Source organism: Variovorax sp. DXTD-1 (assembly GCF_003984625.1).
Taxonomy (GTDB): Bacteria; Pseudomonadota; Gammaproteobacteria; order Burkholderiales; family Burkholderiaceae_C; genus Variovorax.
On the sequence record NZ_RWKH01000002.1, the window covers coordinates 189382 to 206849 of the forward strand.

Here is a 17468-nt window from a genome sequence, read left to right on the forward strand (position 1 = left end):
ACGGGGCGGCCATTACGACTTCCTCCAGCTCTTCGGATCGGCAGGGTCTCCCCCGATGAAGGTGTAGCCATCTTCTTGCGCGCCAGCCGCTGGCGGTGGCGGCCGGCCGGCAGCGGCCGGCGCAGCGGCCGCGCCGCGCACCTGGGCTACGCGCTCTTCAGCCCCCGGCACCTCCGCGAGAATCCCGCGCGTGGCGAGCTCGCGGTTCCTTCGCTTCTGCTCGATGACCTCCTTGCTGTCGCCCGGCTGCGGGAAGTACTGCTTGTCGCCGCTGGCGAATTCCGTGTCGGCGATCACCGCGCCTGACTCACGGCGCAGCACGGCGTTCAGGAAATCTCGCTTCGCTTGGTCGAGCTGCTGCCCCTCTTTCGAGTTTGCCAAGTTGACCACTGCACCAACGCCGTATCCCGTGTTGGCGCCCGGCGTCGAGAACAGTTTCCCGCCTTTCTCCAGATCGGCCAGGATCTGATTCGAGGCCTGCATGCGCGTGCCGAACAGGAGTGCCTTCCCCTGGCCTTCGGTCAATGGCTTGCCGCCGCCGGCCTTGGAGGATGGGTCGGCGGGCCCACCCGGAATGAACTCGAGACCAGAGCCATCGGCGCGCATGCGGTAACCAGACGGAACCCCGGCGCTGCCGGCACGCGCAGCCTCGATGCCAAGGCGCGCGCGATCGATCGAATTGGACTCCTGCTGGCGCGCATCCGTGATTTGCGCGCGCGCTGCGAGGCCCTGCTGTTCGAGCGTCGAACGTTGGTTCGCGCCCTGCTCTTTCGTCTGGAGCGCCTGCTGCTGCGCGCGCTGGGCAAGCGGTATCGCCGCGCCTTCCACCTGCTGCGCGAACACCTGCGCACCATTGCGGCCGGGAGGCGCACCGCGGGCCAGCACCGTCCGCAGTTGCGCCGAGTCGTTGAAGTCGGCGTTGCGGTCGGGGCCACCGTTGTCGATCACCGAAAGACCGCCCTGCGGCACGCTGGCATTCGATCTCTGCAGATTCGCCAGTTGCGCCTGCGTGTCGGCTGCGGAGCCCAGGGAATTGGGGCGCGTCGGGTCGCCAGGCGACGAACCGGCGGGCGCGGCGATGTCTGTGCCGCTGTAGCTGCTGCCGGCGCGCGTCACGCCAGCGGGAAGCCCTGCGGCTTGCGATAGCGGTATAGGCGCAGGGGCGGCGGAAGCTGGTGGCGCGAGCGTGGCCGCCGCGCTGAGGGGGGTCGCGCTCGGTGGACTCGCGGCTGGCGCCGCGTCAGCAGGCGAACCGGCATAGAGGGTGCTACGCGGGTCCGTCGTTGCGTCGAACCGGCTCGGGACTGGCGGAATTGCGGACTGACTCAGTGGCTTCGCGGGCGCGAACTGTCCAGGCGCCGTGGATTGCCAGCCGGTGCGAAGTTGGGCGTCCATGGTGTTGGACCGAAATTGATGGCGCCCCAGTTGAGGAAAGAACCCCAAGACTGCGCCGCCCCCTTCGGGAGCAGCACCCGCTGGTGGAGGGGGCGCGGATGAGGTTGCGCTCAGCGGGCGCCGGGGGGCAGTGAGAGGGTATTCGGTCGCCATGTGTCAGCCTTTCATGTGGCCTGATGTTCGGCCGATGGCGTCACGCGCGCAAACGCTAAGGGGGTGCGCGCTGGCGCGGTCAAGGCGCGACGAAGCCCTGGGCGTTGGCGTAGACCTGCGCCGCCGTAGTGACGCACTGGACGTTCAGGGCGGCATTCGCGGACGACTTCAGGGGCGACGGGAAGGTGACGGTGACGGACTGACCCGCTCCCACAAAGAAGCGGGCGATGGCTGTCACGCCGTCGAGCAGGAGGACTTCCGTATCGACCGTGGCCGAGGCGTTCTGGATGGAAGCGCCGGTGAGGTAGTTCCTGACGCCAGCGCCGGCGGCGGTCTTCATCGCAACGGCCGTGGTGTCCACGATGCCGCCGGCCGCCGCGGCATAGCTCCAGCTCTGGGTGAATGCTGGAAAGCGCGCCAGCAGGGTCGTCCAGTTCTGCAGCCCACGCTTCACGAGCGCGATCAGGCTGAAGGCGCCAGTATCCGAGGTGGCCGCGGCATCGGCCTTGGCACCTTGCGTCACGTCTGCGCCATCGGCCATGGTGGCAGGAGCGCCGCCGCCGCCCGTGCTCGCAACAGAGACGACGCGCGCATACGTGCCGTCGCCCATGTCCTTCAGGAGTTCGTCAACGCCGATGCCGGAGGGGATACGCAGGTCCATGATGATTCCCGAGGTTGTGAACGCTAAGTCGATGGCGGGTATTCCACTGCCACGGCCTTCTGTGCCCAAACCCTACTGGGGGAGCACTCCCACGCGAGCGCGACCTACCGCGTCAGCCCACGCGCGCCGAAGGCATCAGCCCTGCAGGATGCATACGCCGCGTTTATCTGGTCGGCGTCGTAAGCGTCGGCTTCCTCATCCGCCTCTCGATCAGGCGCTGCTGGAAGTAGCCCGGCGGCTTGGGCCCCACCTGCTGCACGATGGTCGGCACCGGCGCCTGGCGCACCTGGGGCGCCACCACCACCGCTCCCACGTCGGGCATCTTCTGAGGCGCGCTGCAGGCGCTCACGGCGCAGGCGATCACGCAGCTCAGCGAGAGTCGAAAGATTCGTTGCATCGGTTTTCTCCTGGGCCGCGTGGGCCTCATCGATTCGTTTCTGCTGGGCCAGCACCGAGGCCTGCAAGGTGCGCAGCGTGGCTGCGGCCTCGGCCTTCTGCGCAGTGACGGCGGCCGACAGGCTGTTGCGTTCGCCACGCGCGGCGTCGCGCTCTGCGCGGGCCTCGTCGCGCTGGTTGGTCACCAAGCCGGCGCGCGTGCGCTCGGCGCACCCCACGCCCCAGCCGGCCACGGCCAGCGCGAGCAGCAGCCAGATTGCAATGTTGCGGAGGTCTGGCATCGTCATGGCCCCCAATGCAGGCACAGCTCTTCGCCAGTGCCGCGGCGATCTACCAGGCCGTTCAGCGTCACGAGTTCGCCCCGCACGCGGCCTTTCACCCAGCGCGAAAGCTCATCGCAGCCGCCCTCGATGTCGCCCCGGTTGAACTTCGCGCGCAGCGTAGAGCCGAGCGTCTGTTCGTTCGCGCCGAGGTTGTAGAACCAGTCAATCAGCGCGGCCTGTTGCCACTTGTTGAGCTGGTCGAAATTGCGGATGTAGCGGCGCGCAGCGGCCTCGGCGATGGCCAGGTGCTTGGCCTCCATGGCACGGCATTCGCCTGCGGTGTAGCGCTTGGTCGGGATGACCTCGGGCCCGGTGACGCCGCGGCACACCGTCCAGATGCCGCCCGTGTCCCGATACGGCACGGAGAGCACCTCCCCGCTCGGCTGCCGAACGGTCGGCCCTTCGCCCTCGTACCAGGCCTGCAGGACCGCAGCGATTGCGAGCGTGCCGCTGGCGCCGGCCACCAGAAGACGCTTGCGAAGGACCGGGTTCATCGCTGCGCCCCCTCGGCGTCGAGCAGCGCCGCGGCGTCGGCGATCTCCTGCGCGGTGTAGACGCGGCGCGGCGGCGGCTTCATGAACCCCCAGCGGGTCAGGAGCGGCCGGATCGTCTTCTTCCAGAGCCACTCGCCCGCGAGCATCGACGTGTAGATCGCAGCCAGGAACGAAGCGATCGGGCCCCACGGGATGGAGACCACGAACCAGAACCACCACGGATCAGCGCTGGTCTGCACCAGCGTGGTGGCCACCTGGATTGCCGCGTTCTCCACGGTGTTGGTGTTGGCGCCGACTGCGGCCGTGATGGCCGTGCCAGCCTTGAGGATCGGCGCGTTGATTTCGGAGATGACGGATTGCGGGTTCATTTACAGGATCTCCGAAGGAGGAGCGAGCGCGTCCAGGCGCGCGGTAAGTGCCATCACGAGCGCACGGAACTCGGTGTTTTCGGCGATCAGTGCCTGCACCTGTAGAACCGTCTGGGCCAGGATGGGCCGGTCTTCGACGCTCATCGGTCGGGGTGTGCCGTCTTCCAGCGTCGCGTCGGGCGAGCCGTGCACAGCTTTGGGCATGCACGTCAGAAGGTTCTGCGCCGAGAACCCCCAGTGCTCACCGTTATCCGTAAAGATGCCGATGTCTCTGTAATGGAAGGTCTTCGGACGGATCAGCAGATATGCAGCACGGTCAGGGGTCAGATCGAACACGCTGTGCTTGACGCGCTCATCGGAGGTGAGGCTGACCGTGCCCACGTTCGTGCTGTCAACCCACGCTTGAATTGCGCTACCGGTCCAATTCCAGTTATGGGAGTTTCCGCCGAATGCCCCGCTGACCCCCTGCTTTGCAAAGTAGCCATTGATGCGCGCGGTAGTCTCGCTGGCGATCTGGCCTACAAAGGTCGTGGCGCCGATGAAGGTCATCGCGCCCGTACTCCAGTTGATCGAAATGGGCGAATTCAGGTAGGTCGCGCCATTGAAACGCGAGAGCACGAAGGCTCCCGAACTGCTCGCCCCCAATTCAATGACCCAGCGCGTCGAACCGCTGTCCTGACCCAAGATGGCAACGTTGTTGGTCGCCATGCCGTTCACGTTGAGGATGAGTCCAGCGGTTCCCGTGAGCGGCGCGATGGTGAGGTTTCCCGTCATCGAGTCACCGGCCTTGCTCACAGCTCCGAGATTCGTCCGCGCGTTCGCCGCCGTGGTCGCGCCCGTGCCGCCGTTCGCTACTGGAACGGTGTCGCCGGTAGCGATCTGGCGAATGCCACCGGAGACGAGAACAAGAGGCTTCTGGTCAGCCATTTACGCCAGCACGATGGGCGGGCCGCCCTCGAAGTTGAGAGTCGTGGCCGAGGTTGCGACGCCGACGCGCTGCACCACGTTGCCCGCGGCGCTGGGCGCGGCCCCCGCGGACAGGCCCGCCGTGGTCGCCAGGAACTGTGGGCCAGGCGTGAGGCCGGACACCGCGGTGTTGGTGCCCTCGAAATAGACCGTCGCAGCCACGCCAGAACCGAACGCGGCGAGCACGAATCCGTGCGCTTCCTTGCCAGCCGTGGTCGCGTCCGCCTTGCGCACCTTCGCGCCAGTGCTGTTGTGGATGTTGATCAGATCCCCGGCCGAGAGCGCCTCGCTGGTCGTGATGCTGGCCGTATCCGCGCCGATGCCCACTGGCATCATGGTGCTGTCGATGCGCCCATCAGCGCCGAGCGCCACCACCTTGCCGCCATCACCGGCACCGGCCGAACTGGTCTTTGAGTTGACGATGGTCGCATCGAGGACGCCATTCGCGTTGAGCGCCGGCAGCTTGTCGGCATCGCCAGCGCCCGCCGAAGTGGTGAGCGCGGCTTCTTCGGTCAGGGTGCCGGCGTTGTTCTTGATGAAGCGCTTCGAACTCAAAGTACCCATTGTTCTCTCCTAGATGTGCGCCCACGTGGCGCGAGATTTGATGTTCCCGATGCAGCGGTGCGTGACGCCATACACAGCGGCAATCGCTCGGTGCGTGCGCGTGTCGCGGCGGATCGAGGCCACCTGCTCCGCAATCAGCTTTGCACTCGGGCAGTGCTCGCCTTTCAGGCTGCGGCCGCGTTCCACCTTGTCGTCGGCGTTGTCCTTGTGCGTCCCAATCTCGAGGTGCTCGACGTTGACGCACGCCGGGTTGTCGCAGCGGTGGCGTACAACAAGGTCGGCTGGGACCGGGCCGTGGCGCAGCGAATAGGAGAGTCGGTGTGCGAGTACCAGTTTGTCGCCGCACCCCAGAACGCCGTACCCGTGACTCTTGGCACCTTGCCATTCGACGCAACCGGTGTTTGGATCGACCTTCGAGTAGTGCGCCACGCGCTGCTCAACGGTCATGTCGTTGGTGCTCTGGAACGTCGTCAAGGTGCCGTTTCGCCGCTCGCGCTGATAGCACGGGCTGCACAGGCCGCGAGCCATACGAGTTCGGATTTCCTTGGTGCAGCACCTGCAGTGCATATTCATTCCTGGAGAACGATGGGCATGCGCGCCCCGATGAAAATCTGCGTCGGGCCCGTGGCAATGCCGACGATCAGGTTGAAGCCGGCCAGCGGCGAGGTCTGCGTGAGCGTCCCTACCGGGCCAACGAAGACAGGAAGATCAGGCGTCCATGCCCAGGACGACTCGGTCATGAGACCGCTGGTCTGGATCTGCGCCAGCGCACCGGTCACTACGGCGCCGCGGGTGATGCCCAGCACCAGGTTCGCGTCAGCTACGGTGGTGTGATCGGCGTAGACGGCCTCGCCGCCCAGGACACGCACGACACGGTTGCCGCCGAGCGGTACTGCGGCCGGAAACTCGACCACTGCGGCGCCCATCTCACCGGGAGGTCCGGGTGGGCCTTGCGTGCCCACATCGAGCAGCGTGATTTCCGGCTCGCGTGTGACGATGGTGGTGTCGTCGCCGTCCACCGTGACGATCTCATCGGCGGCCGTTTCGAGCACGTCTGCCGGCTGCTCGACCGAATCGATCACCACGATGACCTGTTCGTCGATAACGAGCTCGGGCTCGCCAATGTCGAGGATGTCGGGAGGGCAGCAGCCGTTCATCGCGTCACCTCGGGCGAGACCGTCACCGAACCGGACAACAGGCGCCGCACGGTGCCATCGGCGAATTGGATTTCCAGGTCGTACACGCCGGATTTCCACGCGATGATCGCGGTATCCGCGGCCTCCACGCGCAGGTTGACGGTGCCCGCGGTGCCGCCGAGCGTGATGCGGCCATCCGTGGTGGAAAGCTCCAGCAGCACGTCGTCAGACTGGATCGTCTCCCGCACCTGCATGCGCGCCGTGCAACCCGTCAGATCGACGGGCAGCGCGGGCTTCCCGGTCTTCCACGTCACGGTTTTCGTGAACGTGGCGCCTTGGTCGATGGAGAGCTTGAGCTTGGCTGCGGGCATGGGTCGGACTTTGCCGGCGCGCATGCCCTGCGCCAATCCCTACTGGGGTGCGATCAAACCTGCGACGAATCGTTTCCGCTGACGCTCGCGCCGGCGTTGATGCCGTTCAGCGATGCCGCTGCCACCTGGGTCGTAGAAGTCAGCGCTGCAATGGCTGCCTGTGCCCGGTCGTTCAGCGTCTGGTTCTTCGACCGCAAGTTCGCCTCGTTGCCCGATTGCTTGATCTGAGCATCGGCAATGGCCAGCCGCACGCGCGGCTCGAGCGCTGCGCTTTCGGCCTGGTAGAGCGCCACGAGGTTGCGCGCCAGATCGCTGCGCACGCTCACCATGGCCGTGGCGAGGCTGGCCGCGACCTGGTCGCCCTGCAGCAGCGTGCGGATGTAGTCGCCGGCGCTGGCAATGGCCTTCATCCACAGGTCCAGCGCCTGCTGCACGGCAAAGCGTGCGTTCTCCAGTTCGGCTCGGAAGGCCTCGATGCTGATGTCGCGGCTTTGCTCGGCCAGCTTGTCGCGCATGTCTTGATCGACCAGCTGCGTAGCGTGCAGAAGCGCCCCCGGTGGCAATGGGAAGCCACGGTTTGCGAAGCCTTGCATGAGATCGGATTTCGCGCGCATGGCCTCGATGCTGAGGCGCGAGCGGCCGCGCTCGTAGATCTGGGCTTCCACAGCGGCATTCACGCCGGTTCCACCAGTGGTCAGAGCCCGGTTGATCCAAGCAATGGCGTTGTCGAAGTAGGACCGGTCTGGGAAGTAGGTCTGCAGGTAATCCACGAACCCCGTGGTGATCTCGTCGTGGATGTCGGCGCGGGCGTCGTCGAAGATCGCCTTGGCGTCCGCTGGATTGTTGTCGGGCAACACCGGCTTGATCGGCATCAGGTAGCTGGTGTCGAGCTCGACGAGAGGCGCTTGTGGCGCCGGGTCGGTCATTGCGATGGCGTCGTCGGCCCGCTCGGAAGATGCGTTCAGCAGCATGACCGCGTTGCGCCACTTCGCATTGATGATCTGCGACGTGACGACGGGTGCTCCGGCGCCGCCGGTGCTCGGATCTGGAACCGAGACGATGTCGCCTGGATTGATGGGCGTGGTCATGGGCGAATCTTTCGAGAGAGGTCAGCCACTTCGAACTCGAGGCTGTCCACCTCGAAGTCGGAGCCATCCTGGTTGTAGAAAACGGGAATCAGGTAGTTCGCTTTCAGGCCCTTGCCGAGCTTGAAGCGGTGCTGTTTTAGTTCGTCCGAATGGGTCTCGGCCGCGTACTCGAACTCGCTGCCAGGCACTGCGACCTTGAGCTTCAGCGGGCATTTGGACGCGGCACCGATGAAGGCCTCGGAGATGGTCTTCTGTTGCGGGCTGCCGAAGTCGAGATTGCCCGGGCAGATCGCGGCATTGATGGGCTGGCCGGCATCGTCAGCGCCACCGAGCAGAAACAGGCCGTCGAGCTTGGCACCGTAGTAGCGGTCACCGATGCGCGCGAAGCTGTTGAAGGGATAGTTGCTGTACGTCGTGCTGCCGAAGCCGTCGAGGTTGACCGCGTGCACCTCGAGGTCGGCGCCGGGCGTCGTGAGCGGCAGGTCGAAGGTGAAGGCGTCCCGCATGTCGGCCAGGTCGAGGCCTCCGGCGATCGACAGCGGCACGTCGAAGTAGAAGGCGTCCCGCACGTCCGCGAGGCTGCTCGCGGTGCCGGTCATGGGGATGTCGAAATTGAAGGCGTCCCGCGCGTCTACCTGCGTGATGGATGTACCAGCAAGCGGGACATCGAAGACCACGCCGTCGAACATGTACGCCACATCGGCCGGGCCTTCCCAGCTGTAAGCCTCGGCCTTCGGGAAGGCGGCAAACGATTCGGCGTAGGGGTAGTCGGCCGAGATGGCGAAAGCCTTTGGAAAGGTGGCGAGGCTCTCGCCAGTGCCGCCAACCAGCAGCAGCGACATCGCCGCGGCCTTCGGGAACTGGGCATAGGACTCGCTGTCCGGCACCACCTCGAGCGTGCCGCCGTAGCTGTAGGCCGAGGCGCGCGGGAACGTCGCGAGCGAGCCGCCAGAATTGAGCGTGTCCGAAGAGAAGGCTTGGGCCTTGGGGAACACCGCGGTGCCGCCCTCTGGCTCGAGCGATTCCGCCTGCATCTTCGGGAACGTGGCCAGCGATTCCGAATAGTCGTAGTCGGCGCTGAGCGCGCGGGCCTTCGGAAAGGTGGCCAGCGACTCGCCCGACGGGTCTTCGACGAGAGAGGGGCTATCAACATAGTCGAGCGCGCCGTAGAGCACGGCCGACAGGAAGAGCCGCGAGCCCGGCACATAGCTGTTCGGATCGGTGCCGATCTGGCTGCCATTCTTCGTGAAGGTGATGCCGGACGGCGCCACGACCATCTGGAACAGGTCGCTTGTGGTGAAGCTGCCCAGGTCCGCGCCGGTGCGCAGGTTGCGCACGGTGCTGTTCGACAGCAGCAGCCCGTGCGTGATGTGCGAATAGCCGGGCGTCGGGTCGATGGAGGTCGACATTCCGATGGCGGCGCCGGCATTCGTCTGGCGCGCGGAGAAACCGGCCACGCCGGACCGGATGGAGGTGATCGAGCGGGCGAACGACGTCCAGCCGAGCGGCGGGTTGTCGATGCGCCGTGCACCCGATCCCTGCACCTCCGGGGTGGCCGGATGGCTCACGGTGGTGCTGAACACCTCCTGCGACGCCGGGACGGCGGGCATCCACAAGGGCTCCCACACATAGTACGCACCCGACATGCCGCTCCCGGTCGGGAAGACCTGGCGCGCAGCCAGCACCCAGCCCCCGGCCTGCGCCGGCGTGGTGCGACCGTACACGGTCTCGGTGCTGGTGTAGGCCGGGCGCGCGGGCTGGTACTGCACCGCGGGGATGGTGTAGGTGGCGCCAATGCGGATGAGTTTGTTGGTCATGGAGGCCTCAAAGGATCGGTGCAGCGATTCGCGAGTCGCTCGCCCACGGCGTGCCCGGCGTCGAATTGGCGGGGACGCCGTTCAAGCGGAGGAACGTGAGCGCAGCGAAGTCCTGCAGGAGGCGGTTTTCTGGATCGTTGACCGGCACCGGGCCCGCGCTGGTCAGCACCGCGCGCTTGGTCCAGGTCGCGCCGCGGTCGCGCGACTCGTAGAGAGAGTGCTCGCCGTCGTACATCGGACACACCAGTTGCGTGGGCGACAGCGCCGACACCAGGCCGGTGCGGTAGTTGGGCTGCGGAAAGGTGCCCATCTCCACCACGCTGACGCCATCGGGGGTGAAGAACATGCGCGCCGGCTCGTCGGGCAGGCCGGCCACGCCACCGCTGCCCACCGGCTTGGTGACAAACGCCATGCCGTCTTTCACGCCGAGGGCGCCGCCCTCCCAGAAGGCCACGGCCTCGGCCAGCGCGCCGTCGAAGAGCGTCAATGTGCCCAGCAGCGTGCGCGCCGCGGCGTCGATGATGCCGAGCTTGACCTTGCCGAAGATCACGTAGTCCGTGGTCGGGTTGTCGGCGTAGGGCACAAGGGCGTAGGCGATGGCGATATTGGCACTGCGCTGCCCGATGTTCAGCGCGGCGGCGTTCACGGCCTGATTGAAGCGCGTCGCGTAACCCGATTCCGGCAGCGTCGGCACCGTGTCGAAGAACTCCTGAAACAGCTCGGCCGATGCTGCAGCGGTCCACGTCGCCCCGGCGTCGAATGAGAAGGAGAAGGCCAACCCCGGGCAGTCGCCCACCACGACGCTCGAGCCGAGGTAGGTGGGCCGCAGGTACTTGGTCATCATCGAATAGACGCCCGGCGCCATGCGGTTGACCTTGGCGGCCGACGCCAGCTGGTTGGGGAGGAAAACGGTGCTCCCCAAGGTCTGCGTGGTGCCGTCGTCGCGCATGAAAGCGATGACGTGCTGCCCTACTTGGTTGAGGCGCATGAAAGCGTGATTGTTGAAGGCTTTGCGCTCGCCGGTTGGAGAATTGGCTCCCCCGTAGACTTCGCCGAACAGGTACGAGAAGAAGGTGCTGTTGTCGAAAGGCGCGAAGGCCAGATAGCTGTAGAACGGCGTGAAGTCGCGCCCGTCGCGCGTGCGGTGGATGGTCACCTCGAAGATGTTGCAGGGCTTGCTGTCGAAGTCGAATGCGGTGCCCACCAACGTCGCCGACTGGTCGAAACCCAGGCCGCGGCCGTAGTTCAGGATCGCCGTGACGCCCGCGAGCGCGCCGCCGTCCGCGAACACGCCAAGGTTCCTGAAGCGGCCCCGCGCCGTCGCGGACCCGACCACGCGCTGCACGCCGTCGATCTTGCCCAGACTGTAGAAGCCGTCGAGCGCCTGGCCCTCGCGCGTCACTTCCAAGAACTCTCCCCTCTTGTGCGCCACCACTGTGCTGCCATCCGGCTGCCGGTGGCGCTTCTTCAGGAACGGCACGTCGGAGGAATCGGCCAGAAAGCGCGCATCCATGCCGCCCTGATTGGCGAAACCGTTCCGGTAGCGCACGGGCTTCATCGGGTTCGCTCCTGCGTGCGATGCGGGTGGGCGCCGACAGTCCGCGTGCCCATCAGGGGACCTCGTAGGTATTGACGAACCCGGTCCAGAACTCCGGCGTGAAAGGGACGCTGATGCCCCAGGCGGCGGTCTGGGCAGCGGAATTGAAGGTGATAAACAGTTGCGTCTGCTGCTCGACCCCATGAATCCAGCAGGTGATCGTCAGCGTCCCATCGGCGGGCATGCCGCTCCACATGGCGACCTCGCACGAGAACGGATAGGAAAAGCTGCCGGTGCCTGAGAAATCGGGCGCGGGCGCGCCCCCATTCCATTGGCTGGTCCAGAGCACATCTCCAGACACAAGGCCCGTCGTGTCGCCTGCGAGCGAAGCGTAGTACGGCGATGAAATCTCGACGTTGCCCGAACCGCTCGACCCCTCCACAGGGTTGGCCGGGTCGCTCGTCGGGTCACACCACGCCGGGATCATCGATAGCCCTTCAGGCGCGCGGCAGTGCGACTGCGTGAGCCGGCAGCGTCTGCGGTGCGCCCAGCGTGAGCGTCGAGTTGGTCAGGTTCATGTCGGCGCCAGCGACGGCCACGGTGCCCTGATACCGCGGCGCCGTGGAGCTGGCGTCGTTCGCGTCGGCGGTCAGCACGTGGCGGTAGAAGGTCGGCGTCCCGGTGGCCACGTTGGTGCCGCCCCAGGTCTCGCTGGGGTTCTTCTCGAGGATGCCGCCCGAAGGCGTGGCCTCGAAGGTGATGCCGCTGGAGCCGTTCTTGATGGTCACCAGCAGCGTCGCGCCCGTGGTGGCGGCGTCGGCGTCCAGCGGCACCGGGCCCGCGAAGATGCGGATCTCGCTGCCGGCGTCGAAGATCGCCTTGAGGGAGTTGGACACCAGCATGGCATCGACGAGGCCGGTGGAGAGTTTGATGGACATGGTGATGATTCCTTTCAGGCAATGACGGGAGTGGCGGTCGGGCCGGCGAAGATCTGGAGCTTCGAACCGTTGACTTGGACTTTGGGAGACGGGAAGCGCACGACGCTGAGCAGCACGCCGCTGGTGCTGCCCTTGGCGGCCGCGGAGGTCATGAAGGCGCCCATCACCGTCTTGTCGGCGGTGAACTGGAATTCGGCCAGGCTGGCCGCGTTGCTGGTGGCACCGCCCGCCACCGCGCCATCGACAAAGGGCTGCCGCGCGCCCGTGTAGGCCGTGCATTCGGTCGCGACGGTCGGAAAGGTGGCCGCAGTCTCGCTGCCGTCCGGGGTGTAGTCCCCCTCGTAGAGACCGATGTACCAGTCGGGCGGCACCGTCTCCTGCTTGAACATCACGCGCAGCATGAAGTTGAGCCCTTCCATGGGCACGCGGTTGAGCGTGGGCGGATCTTCTGCGAGCAGCCGGCCATCCGGGCTCCACGACAGGGTGCGATACAGCACGCCAGCTTTTTGGGGGTTCATAGGTCGGTTTCCTTGACGATGGTTTCGACGGCGAAAGAGGCTGCTGCCGCACCAACGGGCCGGGCGGGCTCCTGGCGGGCGCAGAGGATGTGATGGGCGCCGTCCTGCTCGCGGAACAGCGTGGCGCCGGCGCGGGCGTTGCCGAACTTCAGGGCGTGCTCCTGCACGTTGGCGGCGGCGCCGTCCGGCGTGCCGATGACCAGGCCGCGCGGCGACAGCCAGAAGGCTTGCTGCGTGCCCTGCCCGTCCGTCGTGCGCACAGAGCCGCCGGAGCCCTGCAGGCCGCCGTAGGGCAGCACCACGACCGGCGCGGTGTCGAGCAGGCCGCCGGCCAGCCAGTAGGTCTTGTCGGCGCAGACGAAAACGCCGCCTTCGCAGGGCTCCACGACGGTGATGGGCGCCGGAAACGGGATGTAGCCCTTCGAGGGCGAAAACAAGCCGTAGTAGTACGGTTCCGAGATGAGTAGCGCCGGTCCGGCCGCCACGAGCAGCGAGCCCTTGTAGTGGCGCACGATGGAGCCAGGCGGCATGTCGGCCAGCAGCAGCGAGCGCAGCACCGGGCCGTTGTTGGACAGCGAGACGATGTCGCCGCCGTCCGCGAACGTGCCGTTGAAGACCGAGCCGTTCGGGCCTGTCATGTAGATCATGGTGTTGGCGCCCAGGCCGGTGATGCGCAGGCCGCCGTTCGCGGGCAGCGTGATCGCCACCGGCGGCGTGGAGCCCGACTCGCCGAGTGGGCCCAGCTCGGTGAAGGCCAGCTGATAGCGGCCCTCGGGCAGGCCGCCCGGGATGACCGACACGGAAGGCGCGACGGCCGGCCGCGGCGTGGCCAGCGGCAGCGCGCTGGTGCCGCGCAGGCGCCCGATGCGCTGGCCGTTGGACCACACCGCGTCACCGTCCGGCATGCGCGCGTAGCTGATCGGCGTCAGCTCGGGCAGGTTCGTGAGCACGCTCGTGGGCACCAGCCCGCTGCCGGTTGGCTCCAGGTGCAGCAGGTCGTTGCCGATGGCGCAGTAGCCCTCGGTCTCATCGCCCCAGACCGAATGGGCCGCAACGCCGGAGGTGGCCAGCTCGTAGCCCCTGCGCCGCTTCAGAAAGCCGCGGCTCGTGATGTCGATGTTGTCGCCGGCGGACAGGTATGTCGCCTTCGATCGGTCCGGCAGTGTGCGGCCGAGCCGCGTCGGCTCCAGGCGGTTGTTGACGCCGGGAGAGAAGGAGCCGAGGTTTACGGTGCGCATGGACCGGGAGTGTTCCCGGTGCGTTCCCGCGGGTCGAATCCTAGAGGGGGGTTAGGCCAGCGGCGCCGGATGGGCCACGCTGCCGTTGCGGGACCAGTTTTCATTGCGCGCGCCCGTTCTCCTGCCGAACTCTGCCTCGAAGCGCGCCAGTGCTTCGGCCGACAGCTGTGGAGCGATTTGCTCACTGTCTCGGCGGCTGTAGGCCCGGTAGAGCATCCAATCGACGAGGCTCTGGTGCCATTCGGGCCGAAGTTCCGGTTCGTCCGAATCGTTTTCGAGCGTCGTCAGGGGCAGCCGGTAAACCGCCAACTGGATGGTGCCGCTGACCGCTGGACGCGGATAGAGATGCAGCTTGCCAGTGTCAAGACCTCGGATCAGATACAGCGGCACGTTGCGCGCCGTGTCGGTGCGCCAGTAAGGCCACGTGCAGCCAACCTGCTCCACGGTGCTGAGTCGCACCTCTTCGTTGCCGATGCTGGCGCTGCGCACCTGGAGGATGCGGGGGTCGAGCGTGATGGTTTCGTCGTTGGCTGCATAGCCGATCGTGCACATCGCCGAGGTCGAATCGGCCAGCACGAACGCCCGGCGCGCCGCTTCGATCTGCCCCTCGTTGGCGAAGCGAACAAGCTGCGAGTCGGAGCAGAACGGCGGATCGGCATGGTCGTCGGCCTCGTCGCGGTATGCCGCGATCAACTCTTCGAGGGTCATCTCAGGCCTCGGCCAGGACGCCGCGCAGCCACGCCTGCCCGCGGGGGTTGCGGTCTTCCAGCACGGTGAACGGGAAGCGAAGTGCGTTGCGGCGGCGCAGCTTGTTCATTGCCTCGCCGAGACGGTCGTCGATGGTCTGGTCGTAGTCCGTGCGCTTCGCACGCGCCAGGCGCTCGACATACTTGCGCTTCACGACCTGCTCGATTCCGCGCACGATGAACTGGGTGACGCCGTTGACGCCGACCTGCACCAGCTGCGGGTCGTTTTCGTCCGACGACTCGGAAATGATGATCTTGACGGGCTCGCTCATGAAGGCTTCCAGAGCGGCGCCGTCGAGGGACACGACCTTGTCGATGATGTCGGTTTCGCGGTGGCGCTCGCCGATGGTGAGCTCGGAATCGGCCCCGATGTATTCGGTGGCGGCTTCGACTTGTTGGGCCTTGGGCATGCGTTTTCTCCTTGGAACGATGAAGAGCCGCCCGACCGAAGCCAGGGCGGCCGCGAGGTTTACACCTTGGCGAGGTAGTACAGCGTGTTGGACGCCGCTACGGCCGCCAGCGTCGCGTTCTGCGCCACGCGGAAGCCGCGCGGGTCGGTCTTGATGCCCACCGCCGCCGACAGCGTGGCTGCGCCGGTCGCGTCCTGCTTGAACGCCGAAGCCTCGGCCATGCCCGCGTACCACTCGATGGTCACACCATTGGTGTTGCGGATGCGCACGTACCGCGGGGTGAAACCGCAGTCGATGAACAGGTCATCGGCCGCGGTCAACGCCGTGGCGTCGAAGACGATCTTGCCAACGGCGGTGCCGGGAGTGCCCGGGTCTTGGGCGGGGGTGCGGGTCTGGCCCGCGGAGTTGTCAGCCATGATTTTTCCTTTCATGCGCGGGGGCGCTCAGGCCCCCGCAAGAGGTTTACGCGAGCGACGACACGCCGGCCTCGACGACCGCCATCCAGCCTTCGTTGAGCAGCACGCTGCTCATGTAGAACTTGGCGCCGATGTAGCCGCGCTGGCCGAGCGGGTCCGACTTGTCCTTCGTGCCCGGCGGGATGTACGTCGGGTCGAGGGCGTCGCCGCCACGCAGCGCCACTTGGCCCCAGGCGTCCTCGCCAGTCACGATGAACGGGTACACGTCCACATTGCTGCCGCCCGTGCTGAACAGGCCGGTTGCGCCCACGGCCGCGCCTGCGTTCTGGTAGGAGGCCAGTTCCGGCGAGGTGACAAAGCGGAAGTTCTCCACCGTGCCGATCTCGTAGGGGCTGACCACCTTGCGCACGCCGTACTGGGCGACGGGCACGAAGCCGGCGATGTCGCGAACGTCGGATTCCGCATCGGTGTGGACGAACACCAGGTACGAGGCTTCGACGGGCGAGGTCTTGATGTTCGCCGAGGGCGCCAGGATGCTGGTGATGCGATCCGCGTGGTTGGCTTGCAGGTTGCGGCTCACGCGGCGCAGCATCGCCAGGGTGATCTTCGCGGCCACGGCAGCGCGCGAGGAACCGCCGGCGTAGTGCACGTTGGTGCAGGCCTTCAGCACGCCGTAGCGGATCATCTCGCGCACCAGCGCAATGCGTTCGCCGCAATGCTTCTTCATCTCGGCCGGCACGTCGTCCTCGTAGGTATCGGCGGTCTGGTCGGTGAGCTGGTAGAGGCAACCGTACTGCCGGATGCGCGTGGTCACGTCCACCGGCACCAAGCTGTCGGGCGAAGGCGTGACGCCCTCCGTAAGCATGTGGGCAAGCGGATCAGCCTTGGGGCGGTTCTGCGTGTTGAAGTCCACCGCCGTGGCGCCGAAAGGCAGGTAGCGGCGGTACACGACCGTCTGCCCTTGGTTCCGCGGCAGTTGACGCTGCATGCCGGTGATGCCGAGCACCTCGGCGCCGACTGCGTGGGCGAGGATCTCGCCCTTGATCTTGTTGATCCGACCCGCGGGGGAGTCGTAGGTAAAGCCACTCATGTTTTTACTCCTTGGGCTCAGAGGCCCCTGACCGACTTGAAGCCGGCCTCGAATGCGTCGTTGTCGCTCAGTGCAGTCTTGGCCTTGCCGGGGGTGCCGGCGGGGGTCAAGGAGTTCTGCAACCGAGCGCTGCTCTTAGCCTGTTGCGTCTGCTTGGCAGCGCCCCAGGCGTCAAATTTGGAGATGACCGCGCTCAGCTCCTTGGCCTTTTCGGTGGAGTTGAACGTGTTGCGGACATCGTCCGGCTGCGCTGCGAGCCACAGTTGAAAGTCCTGCGACCCGATCTTTTCGCGCCAGCCCTCGTGGAAATGGTCCATGAGCTCGGCCTGCAGATCCGGTTGGCTCGGCAGCGTCTGTGGCTGCGGGGCTGCGCCGGTCGCGGGTTCCTGGCTCGTGGGCATGCGTGCATTGACGTAGGCGGCGATATCCGGGTTTGCGGCTTCGATCTCCTGAATCCGCTCGGGCGTCAGCGAGGGTTTCGCCGGGGCCTTTCGCAGTTCCTGGATCACGCCGCCGTATTCACCCAGCTTGCCGTTTACCTTGCGCAGCTGACTCTCGAGCTCGGGCACACGGCCCAGCAGCGTGCGCACCTCGGTTTCGGTCAGCCCCGCAATGCGCGGCTGCTCCTCGGCGTTGGGCTGCTGCTCAGGCTTGGCACCAGCTGCGGGCTGTGCGCCGGTCGCGGCGGGCTGCGCACCACCATCGGCCTCGGCTGCAGGCTTGGCCTGCGCGGGGGCTTCGGTAGGCTCAGCACCGCCAGCAACACCGGCAAAGCCCGCGGCGAATGCCGCATCGTTGTCCTGCTCGTTCTGCTGCGTCAATTCCGGGTCCATTTGCACTCTT

General features: G+C 66.5%; 22 protein-coding genes. All 22 read right to left on the minus strand.

Translation table 11 applies throughout. From position 1 onward, the window contains the following. Positions 1 to 12 precede the first annotated feature (12 nt). Positions 13 to 1116 (minus strand): hypothetical protein, encoded by a 1104-nt coding sequence (locus EJI00_RS02905; RefSeq protein ID WP_126745961.1) that lies wholly within the window; start codon positions 1114 to 1116, stop codon positions 13 to 15. A gap of 511 nt (positions 1117 to 1627) precedes the next feature. Then, positions 1628 to 2209 carry a hypothetical protein gene (locus EJI00_RS02910; protein ID WP_126745962.1) on the minus strand — a complete coding sequence of 194 codons (582 nt, stop codon included), beginning with the start codon at positions 2207 to 2209 and terminating at the stop codon, positions 1628 to 1630. Positions 2210 to 2313: 104 nt separating this feature from the next. Beyond that, positions 2314 to 2892: a hypothetical protein gene (locus EJI00_RS02915; RefSeq protein WP_126745963.1), complete on the minus strand. Its 579-nt coding sequence runs from the start codon at positions 2890 to 2892 to the stop codon at positions 2314 to 2316. Next, positions 2889 to 3422: a lysozyme gene (locus tag EJI00_RS02920; protein ID WP_126745964.1), complete on the minus strand. Its 534-nt coding sequence runs from the start codon at positions 3420 to 3422 to the stop codon at positions 2889 to 2891. The genes EJI00_RS02915 and EJI00_RS02920 overlap by 4 nt, the downstream gene beginning before the upstream one ends. Beyond that, positions 3419 to 3790 carry a hypothetical protein gene (locus EJI00_RS02925; protein ID WP_126745965.1) on the minus strand — a complete coding sequence of 124 codons (372 nt, stop codon included), beginning with the start codon at positions 3788 to 3790 and terminating at the stop codon, positions 3419 to 3421. The genes EJI00_RS02920 and EJI00_RS02925 overlap by 4 nt, the downstream gene beginning before the upstream one ends. Further along, entirely contained in the window at positions 3791 to 4717 is a 927-nt protein-coding gene (locus EJI00_RS02930) for a tail fiber domain-containing protein (RefSeq protein WP_126745966.1), read from the minus strand. Beyond that, the gene (locus EJI00_RS02935) at positions 4718 to 5320 is read right to left on the minus strand and encodes a hypothetical protein (protein ID WP_260590433.1); all 603 of its coding nucleotides are present in this window, start codon (positions 5318 to 5320) and stop codon (positions 4718 to 4720) included. 9 nt (positions 5321 to 5329) lie between these two features. Beyond that, positions 5330 to 5794 carry an HNH endonuclease signature motif containing protein gene (locus EJI00_RS02940; RefSeq protein ID WP_221885021.1) on the minus strand — a complete coding sequence of 155 codons (465 nt, stop codon included), beginning with the start codon at positions 5792 to 5794 and terminating at the stop codon, positions 5330 to 5332. Positions 5795 to 5889: 95 nt separating this feature from the next. Further along, positions 5890 to 6477, minus strand: coding sequence for a hypothetical protein (locus EJI00_RS02945; RefSeq protein WP_126745968.1), 588 nt, complete (start codon positions 6475 to 6477; stop codon positions 5890 to 5892). Beyond that, a complete protein-coding gene (locus tag EJI00_RS02950) occupies positions 6474 to 6827 on the minus strand; it encodes a hypothetical protein (RefSeq protein ID WP_126745969.1) in 354 nt (117 codons plus the stop codon). The genes EJI00_RS02945 and EJI00_RS02950 overlap by 4 nt, the downstream gene beginning before the upstream one ends. A gap of 53 nt (positions 6828 to 6880) precedes the next feature. Then, positions 6881 to 7915: a hypothetical protein gene (locus EJI00_RS02955; protein ID WP_126745970.1), complete on the minus strand. Its 1035-nt coding sequence runs from the start codon at positions 7913 to 7915 to the stop codon at positions 6881 to 6883. Next, positions 7912 to 9732: a hypothetical protein gene (locus tag EJI00_RS02960; protein WP_126745971.1), complete on the minus strand. Its 1821-nt coding sequence runs from the start codon at positions 9730 to 9732 to the stop codon at positions 7912 to 7914. Before EJI00_RS02960 ends, EJI00_RS02955 begins: the two co-directional genes overlap by 4 nt. Before the next feature lie 7 nt (positions 9733 to 9739). Beyond that, positions 9740 to 11290, minus strand: a complete 1551-nt coding sequence (locus EJI00_RS02965; protein WP_126745972.1) for a hypothetical protein — start codon at positions 11288 to 11290, stop codon at positions 9740 to 9742. 52 nt (positions 11291 to 11342) lie between these two features. After that, entirely contained in the window at positions 11343 to 11756 is a 414-nt protein-coding gene (locus tag EJI00_RS02970; protein WP_126745973.1) for a hypothetical protein, read from the minus strand. Between the two features lie 10 nt (positions 11757 to 11766). Further along, positions 11767 to 12207, minus strand: coding sequence for a hypothetical protein (locus EJI00_RS02975; RefSeq protein WP_126745974.1), 441 nt, complete (start codon positions 12205 to 12207; stop codon positions 11767 to 11769). 14 nt (positions 12208 to 12221) lie between these two features. Beyond that, positions 12222 to 12725 (minus strand): hypothetical protein, encoded by a 504-nt coding sequence (locus EJI00_RS02980; protein WP_126745975.1) that lies wholly within the window; start codon positions 12723 to 12725, stop codon positions 12222 to 12224. Then, positions 12722 to 13963, minus strand: coding sequence for a hypothetical protein (locus tag EJI00_RS02985; protein ID WP_126745976.1), 1242 nt, complete (start codon positions 13961 to 13963; stop codon positions 12722 to 12724). Before EJI00_RS02985 ends, EJI00_RS02980 begins: the two co-directional genes overlap by 4 nt. Before the next feature lie 51 nt (positions 13964 to 14014). Continuing rightward, the gene (locus EJI00_RS02990; RefSeq protein ID WP_126745977.1) at positions 14015 to 14671 is read right to left on the minus strand and encodes a DUF6682 family protein; all 657 of its coding nucleotides are present in this window, start codon (positions 14669 to 14671) and stop codon (positions 14015 to 14017) included. A gap of 1 nt (position 14672) precedes the next feature. Further along, entirely contained in the window at positions 14673 to 15119 is a 447-nt protein-coding gene (locus EJI00_RS02995) for a hypothetical protein (RefSeq protein WP_126745978.1), read from the minus strand. Positions 15120 to 15178: 59 nt separating this feature from the next. After that, positions 15179 to 15535: a hypothetical protein gene (locus EJI00_RS03000; protein WP_126745979.1), complete on the minus strand. Its 357-nt coding sequence runs from the start codon at positions 15533 to 15535 to the stop codon at positions 15179 to 15181. A gap of 46 nt (positions 15536 to 15581) precedes the next feature. Then, complete coding sequence (locus EJI00_RS03005) at positions 15582 to 16625, minus strand: N4-gp56 family major capsid protein (RefSeq protein ID WP_126745980.1); 1044 nt, start codon at positions 16623 to 16625, stop codon at positions 15582 to 15584. Positions 16626 to 16642: 17 nt separating this feature from the next. Further along, a complete protein-coding gene (locus EJI00_RS03010; RefSeq protein WP_126745981.1) occupies positions 16643 to 17458 on the minus strand; it encodes a hypothetical protein in 816 nt (271 codons plus the stop codon). Positions 17459 to 17468 lie beyond the last annotated feature (10 nt).

What these genes read in the sequence shown, in the direction of transcription:
- EJI00_RS02910 (WP_126745962.1), bottom strand. Translation starts at nt 2,209, where the DNA reads ATGGACCTGCGTATCCCCTCCGGCATCGGCGTTGACGAACTCCTGAAG.
- EJI00_RS02970 (WP_126745973.1), bottom strand. Translation starts at nt 11,756, where the DNA reads ATGATCCCGGCGTGGTGTGACCCGACGAGCGACCCGGCCAACCCTGTG.
- EJI00_RS02995 (WP_126745978.1), bottom strand. Translation starts at nt 15,119, where the DNA reads ATGCCCAAGGCCCAACAAGTCGAAGCCGCCACCGAATACATCGGGGCC.
- EJI00_RS02950 (WP_126745969.1), bottom strand. Translation starts at nt 6,827, where the DNA reads ATGCCCGCAGCCAAGCTCAAGCTCTCCATCGACCAAGGCGCCACGTTC.
- EJI00_RS03000 (WP_126745979.1), bottom strand. Translation starts at nt 15,535, where the DNA reads ATGGCTGACAACTCCGCGGGCCAGACCCGCACCCCCGCCCAAGACCCG.
- EJI00_RS02930 (WP_126745966.1), bottom strand. Translation starts at nt 4,717, where the DNA reads ATGGCTGACCAGAAGCCTCTTGTTCTCGTCTCCGGTGGCATTCGCCAG.
- EJI00_RS02935 (WP_260590433.1), bottom strand. Translation starts at nt 5,320, where the DNA reads ATGGGTACTTTGAGTTCGAAGCGCTTCATCAAGAACAACGCCGGCACC.
- EJI00_RS02925 (WP_126745965.1), bottom strand. Translation starts at nt 3,790, where the DNA reads ATGAACCCGCAATCCGTCATCTCCGAAATCAACGCGCCGATCCTCAAG.
- EJI00_RS02990 (WP_126745977.1), bottom strand. Translation starts at nt 14,671, where the DNA reads ATGACCCTCGAAGAGTTGATCGCGGCATACCGCGACGAGGCCGACGAC.
- EJI00_RS02920 (WP_126745964.1), bottom strand. Translation starts at nt 3,422, where the DNA reads ATGAACCCGGTCCTTCGCAAGCGTCTTCTGGTGGCCGGCGCCAGCGGC.
- EJI00_RS02960 (WP_126745971.1), bottom strand. Translation starts at nt 9,732, where the DNA reads ATGACCAACAAACTCATCCGCATTGGCGCCACCTACACCATCCCCGCG.
- EJI00_RS02955 (WP_126745970.1), bottom strand. Translation starts at nt 7,915, where the DNA reads ATGACCACGCCCATCAATCCAGGCGACATCGTCTCGGTTCCAGATCCG.
- EJI00_RS03005 (WP_126745980.1), bottom strand. Translation starts at nt 16,625, where the DNA reads ATGAGTGGCTTTACCTACGACTCCCCCGCGGGTCGGATCAACAAGATC.
- EJI00_RS02945 (WP_126745968.1), bottom strand. Translation starts at nt 6,477, where the DNA reads ATGAACGGCTGCTGCCCTCCCGACATCCTCGACATTGGCGAGCCCGAG.
- EJI00_RS02980 (WP_126745975.1), bottom strand. Translation starts at nt 12,725, where the DNA reads ATGAACCCCCAAAAAGCTGGCGTGCTGTATCGCACCCTGTCGTGGAGC.
- EJI00_RS02915 (WP_126745963.1), bottom strand. Translation starts at nt 2,892, where the DNA reads ATGACGATGCCAGACCTCCGCAACATTGCAATCTGGCTGCTGCTCGCG.
- EJI00_RS02975 (WP_126745974.1), bottom strand. Translation starts at nt 12,207, where the DNA reads ATGTCCATCAAACTCTCCACCGGCCTCGTCGATGCCATGCTGGTGTCC.
- EJI00_RS03010 (WP_126745981.1), bottom strand. Translation starts at nt 17,458, where the DNA reads ATGGACCCGGAATTGACGCAGCAGAACGAGCAGGACAACGATGCGGCA.
- EJI00_RS02985 (WP_126745976.1), bottom strand. Translation starts at nt 13,963, where the DNA reads ATGCGCACCGTAAACCTCGGCTCCTTCTCTCCCGGCGTCAACAACCGC.
- EJI00_RS02965 (WP_126745972.1), bottom strand. Translation starts at nt 11,290, where the DNA reads ATGAAGCCCGTGCGCTACCGGAACGGTTTCGCCAATCAGGGCGGCATG.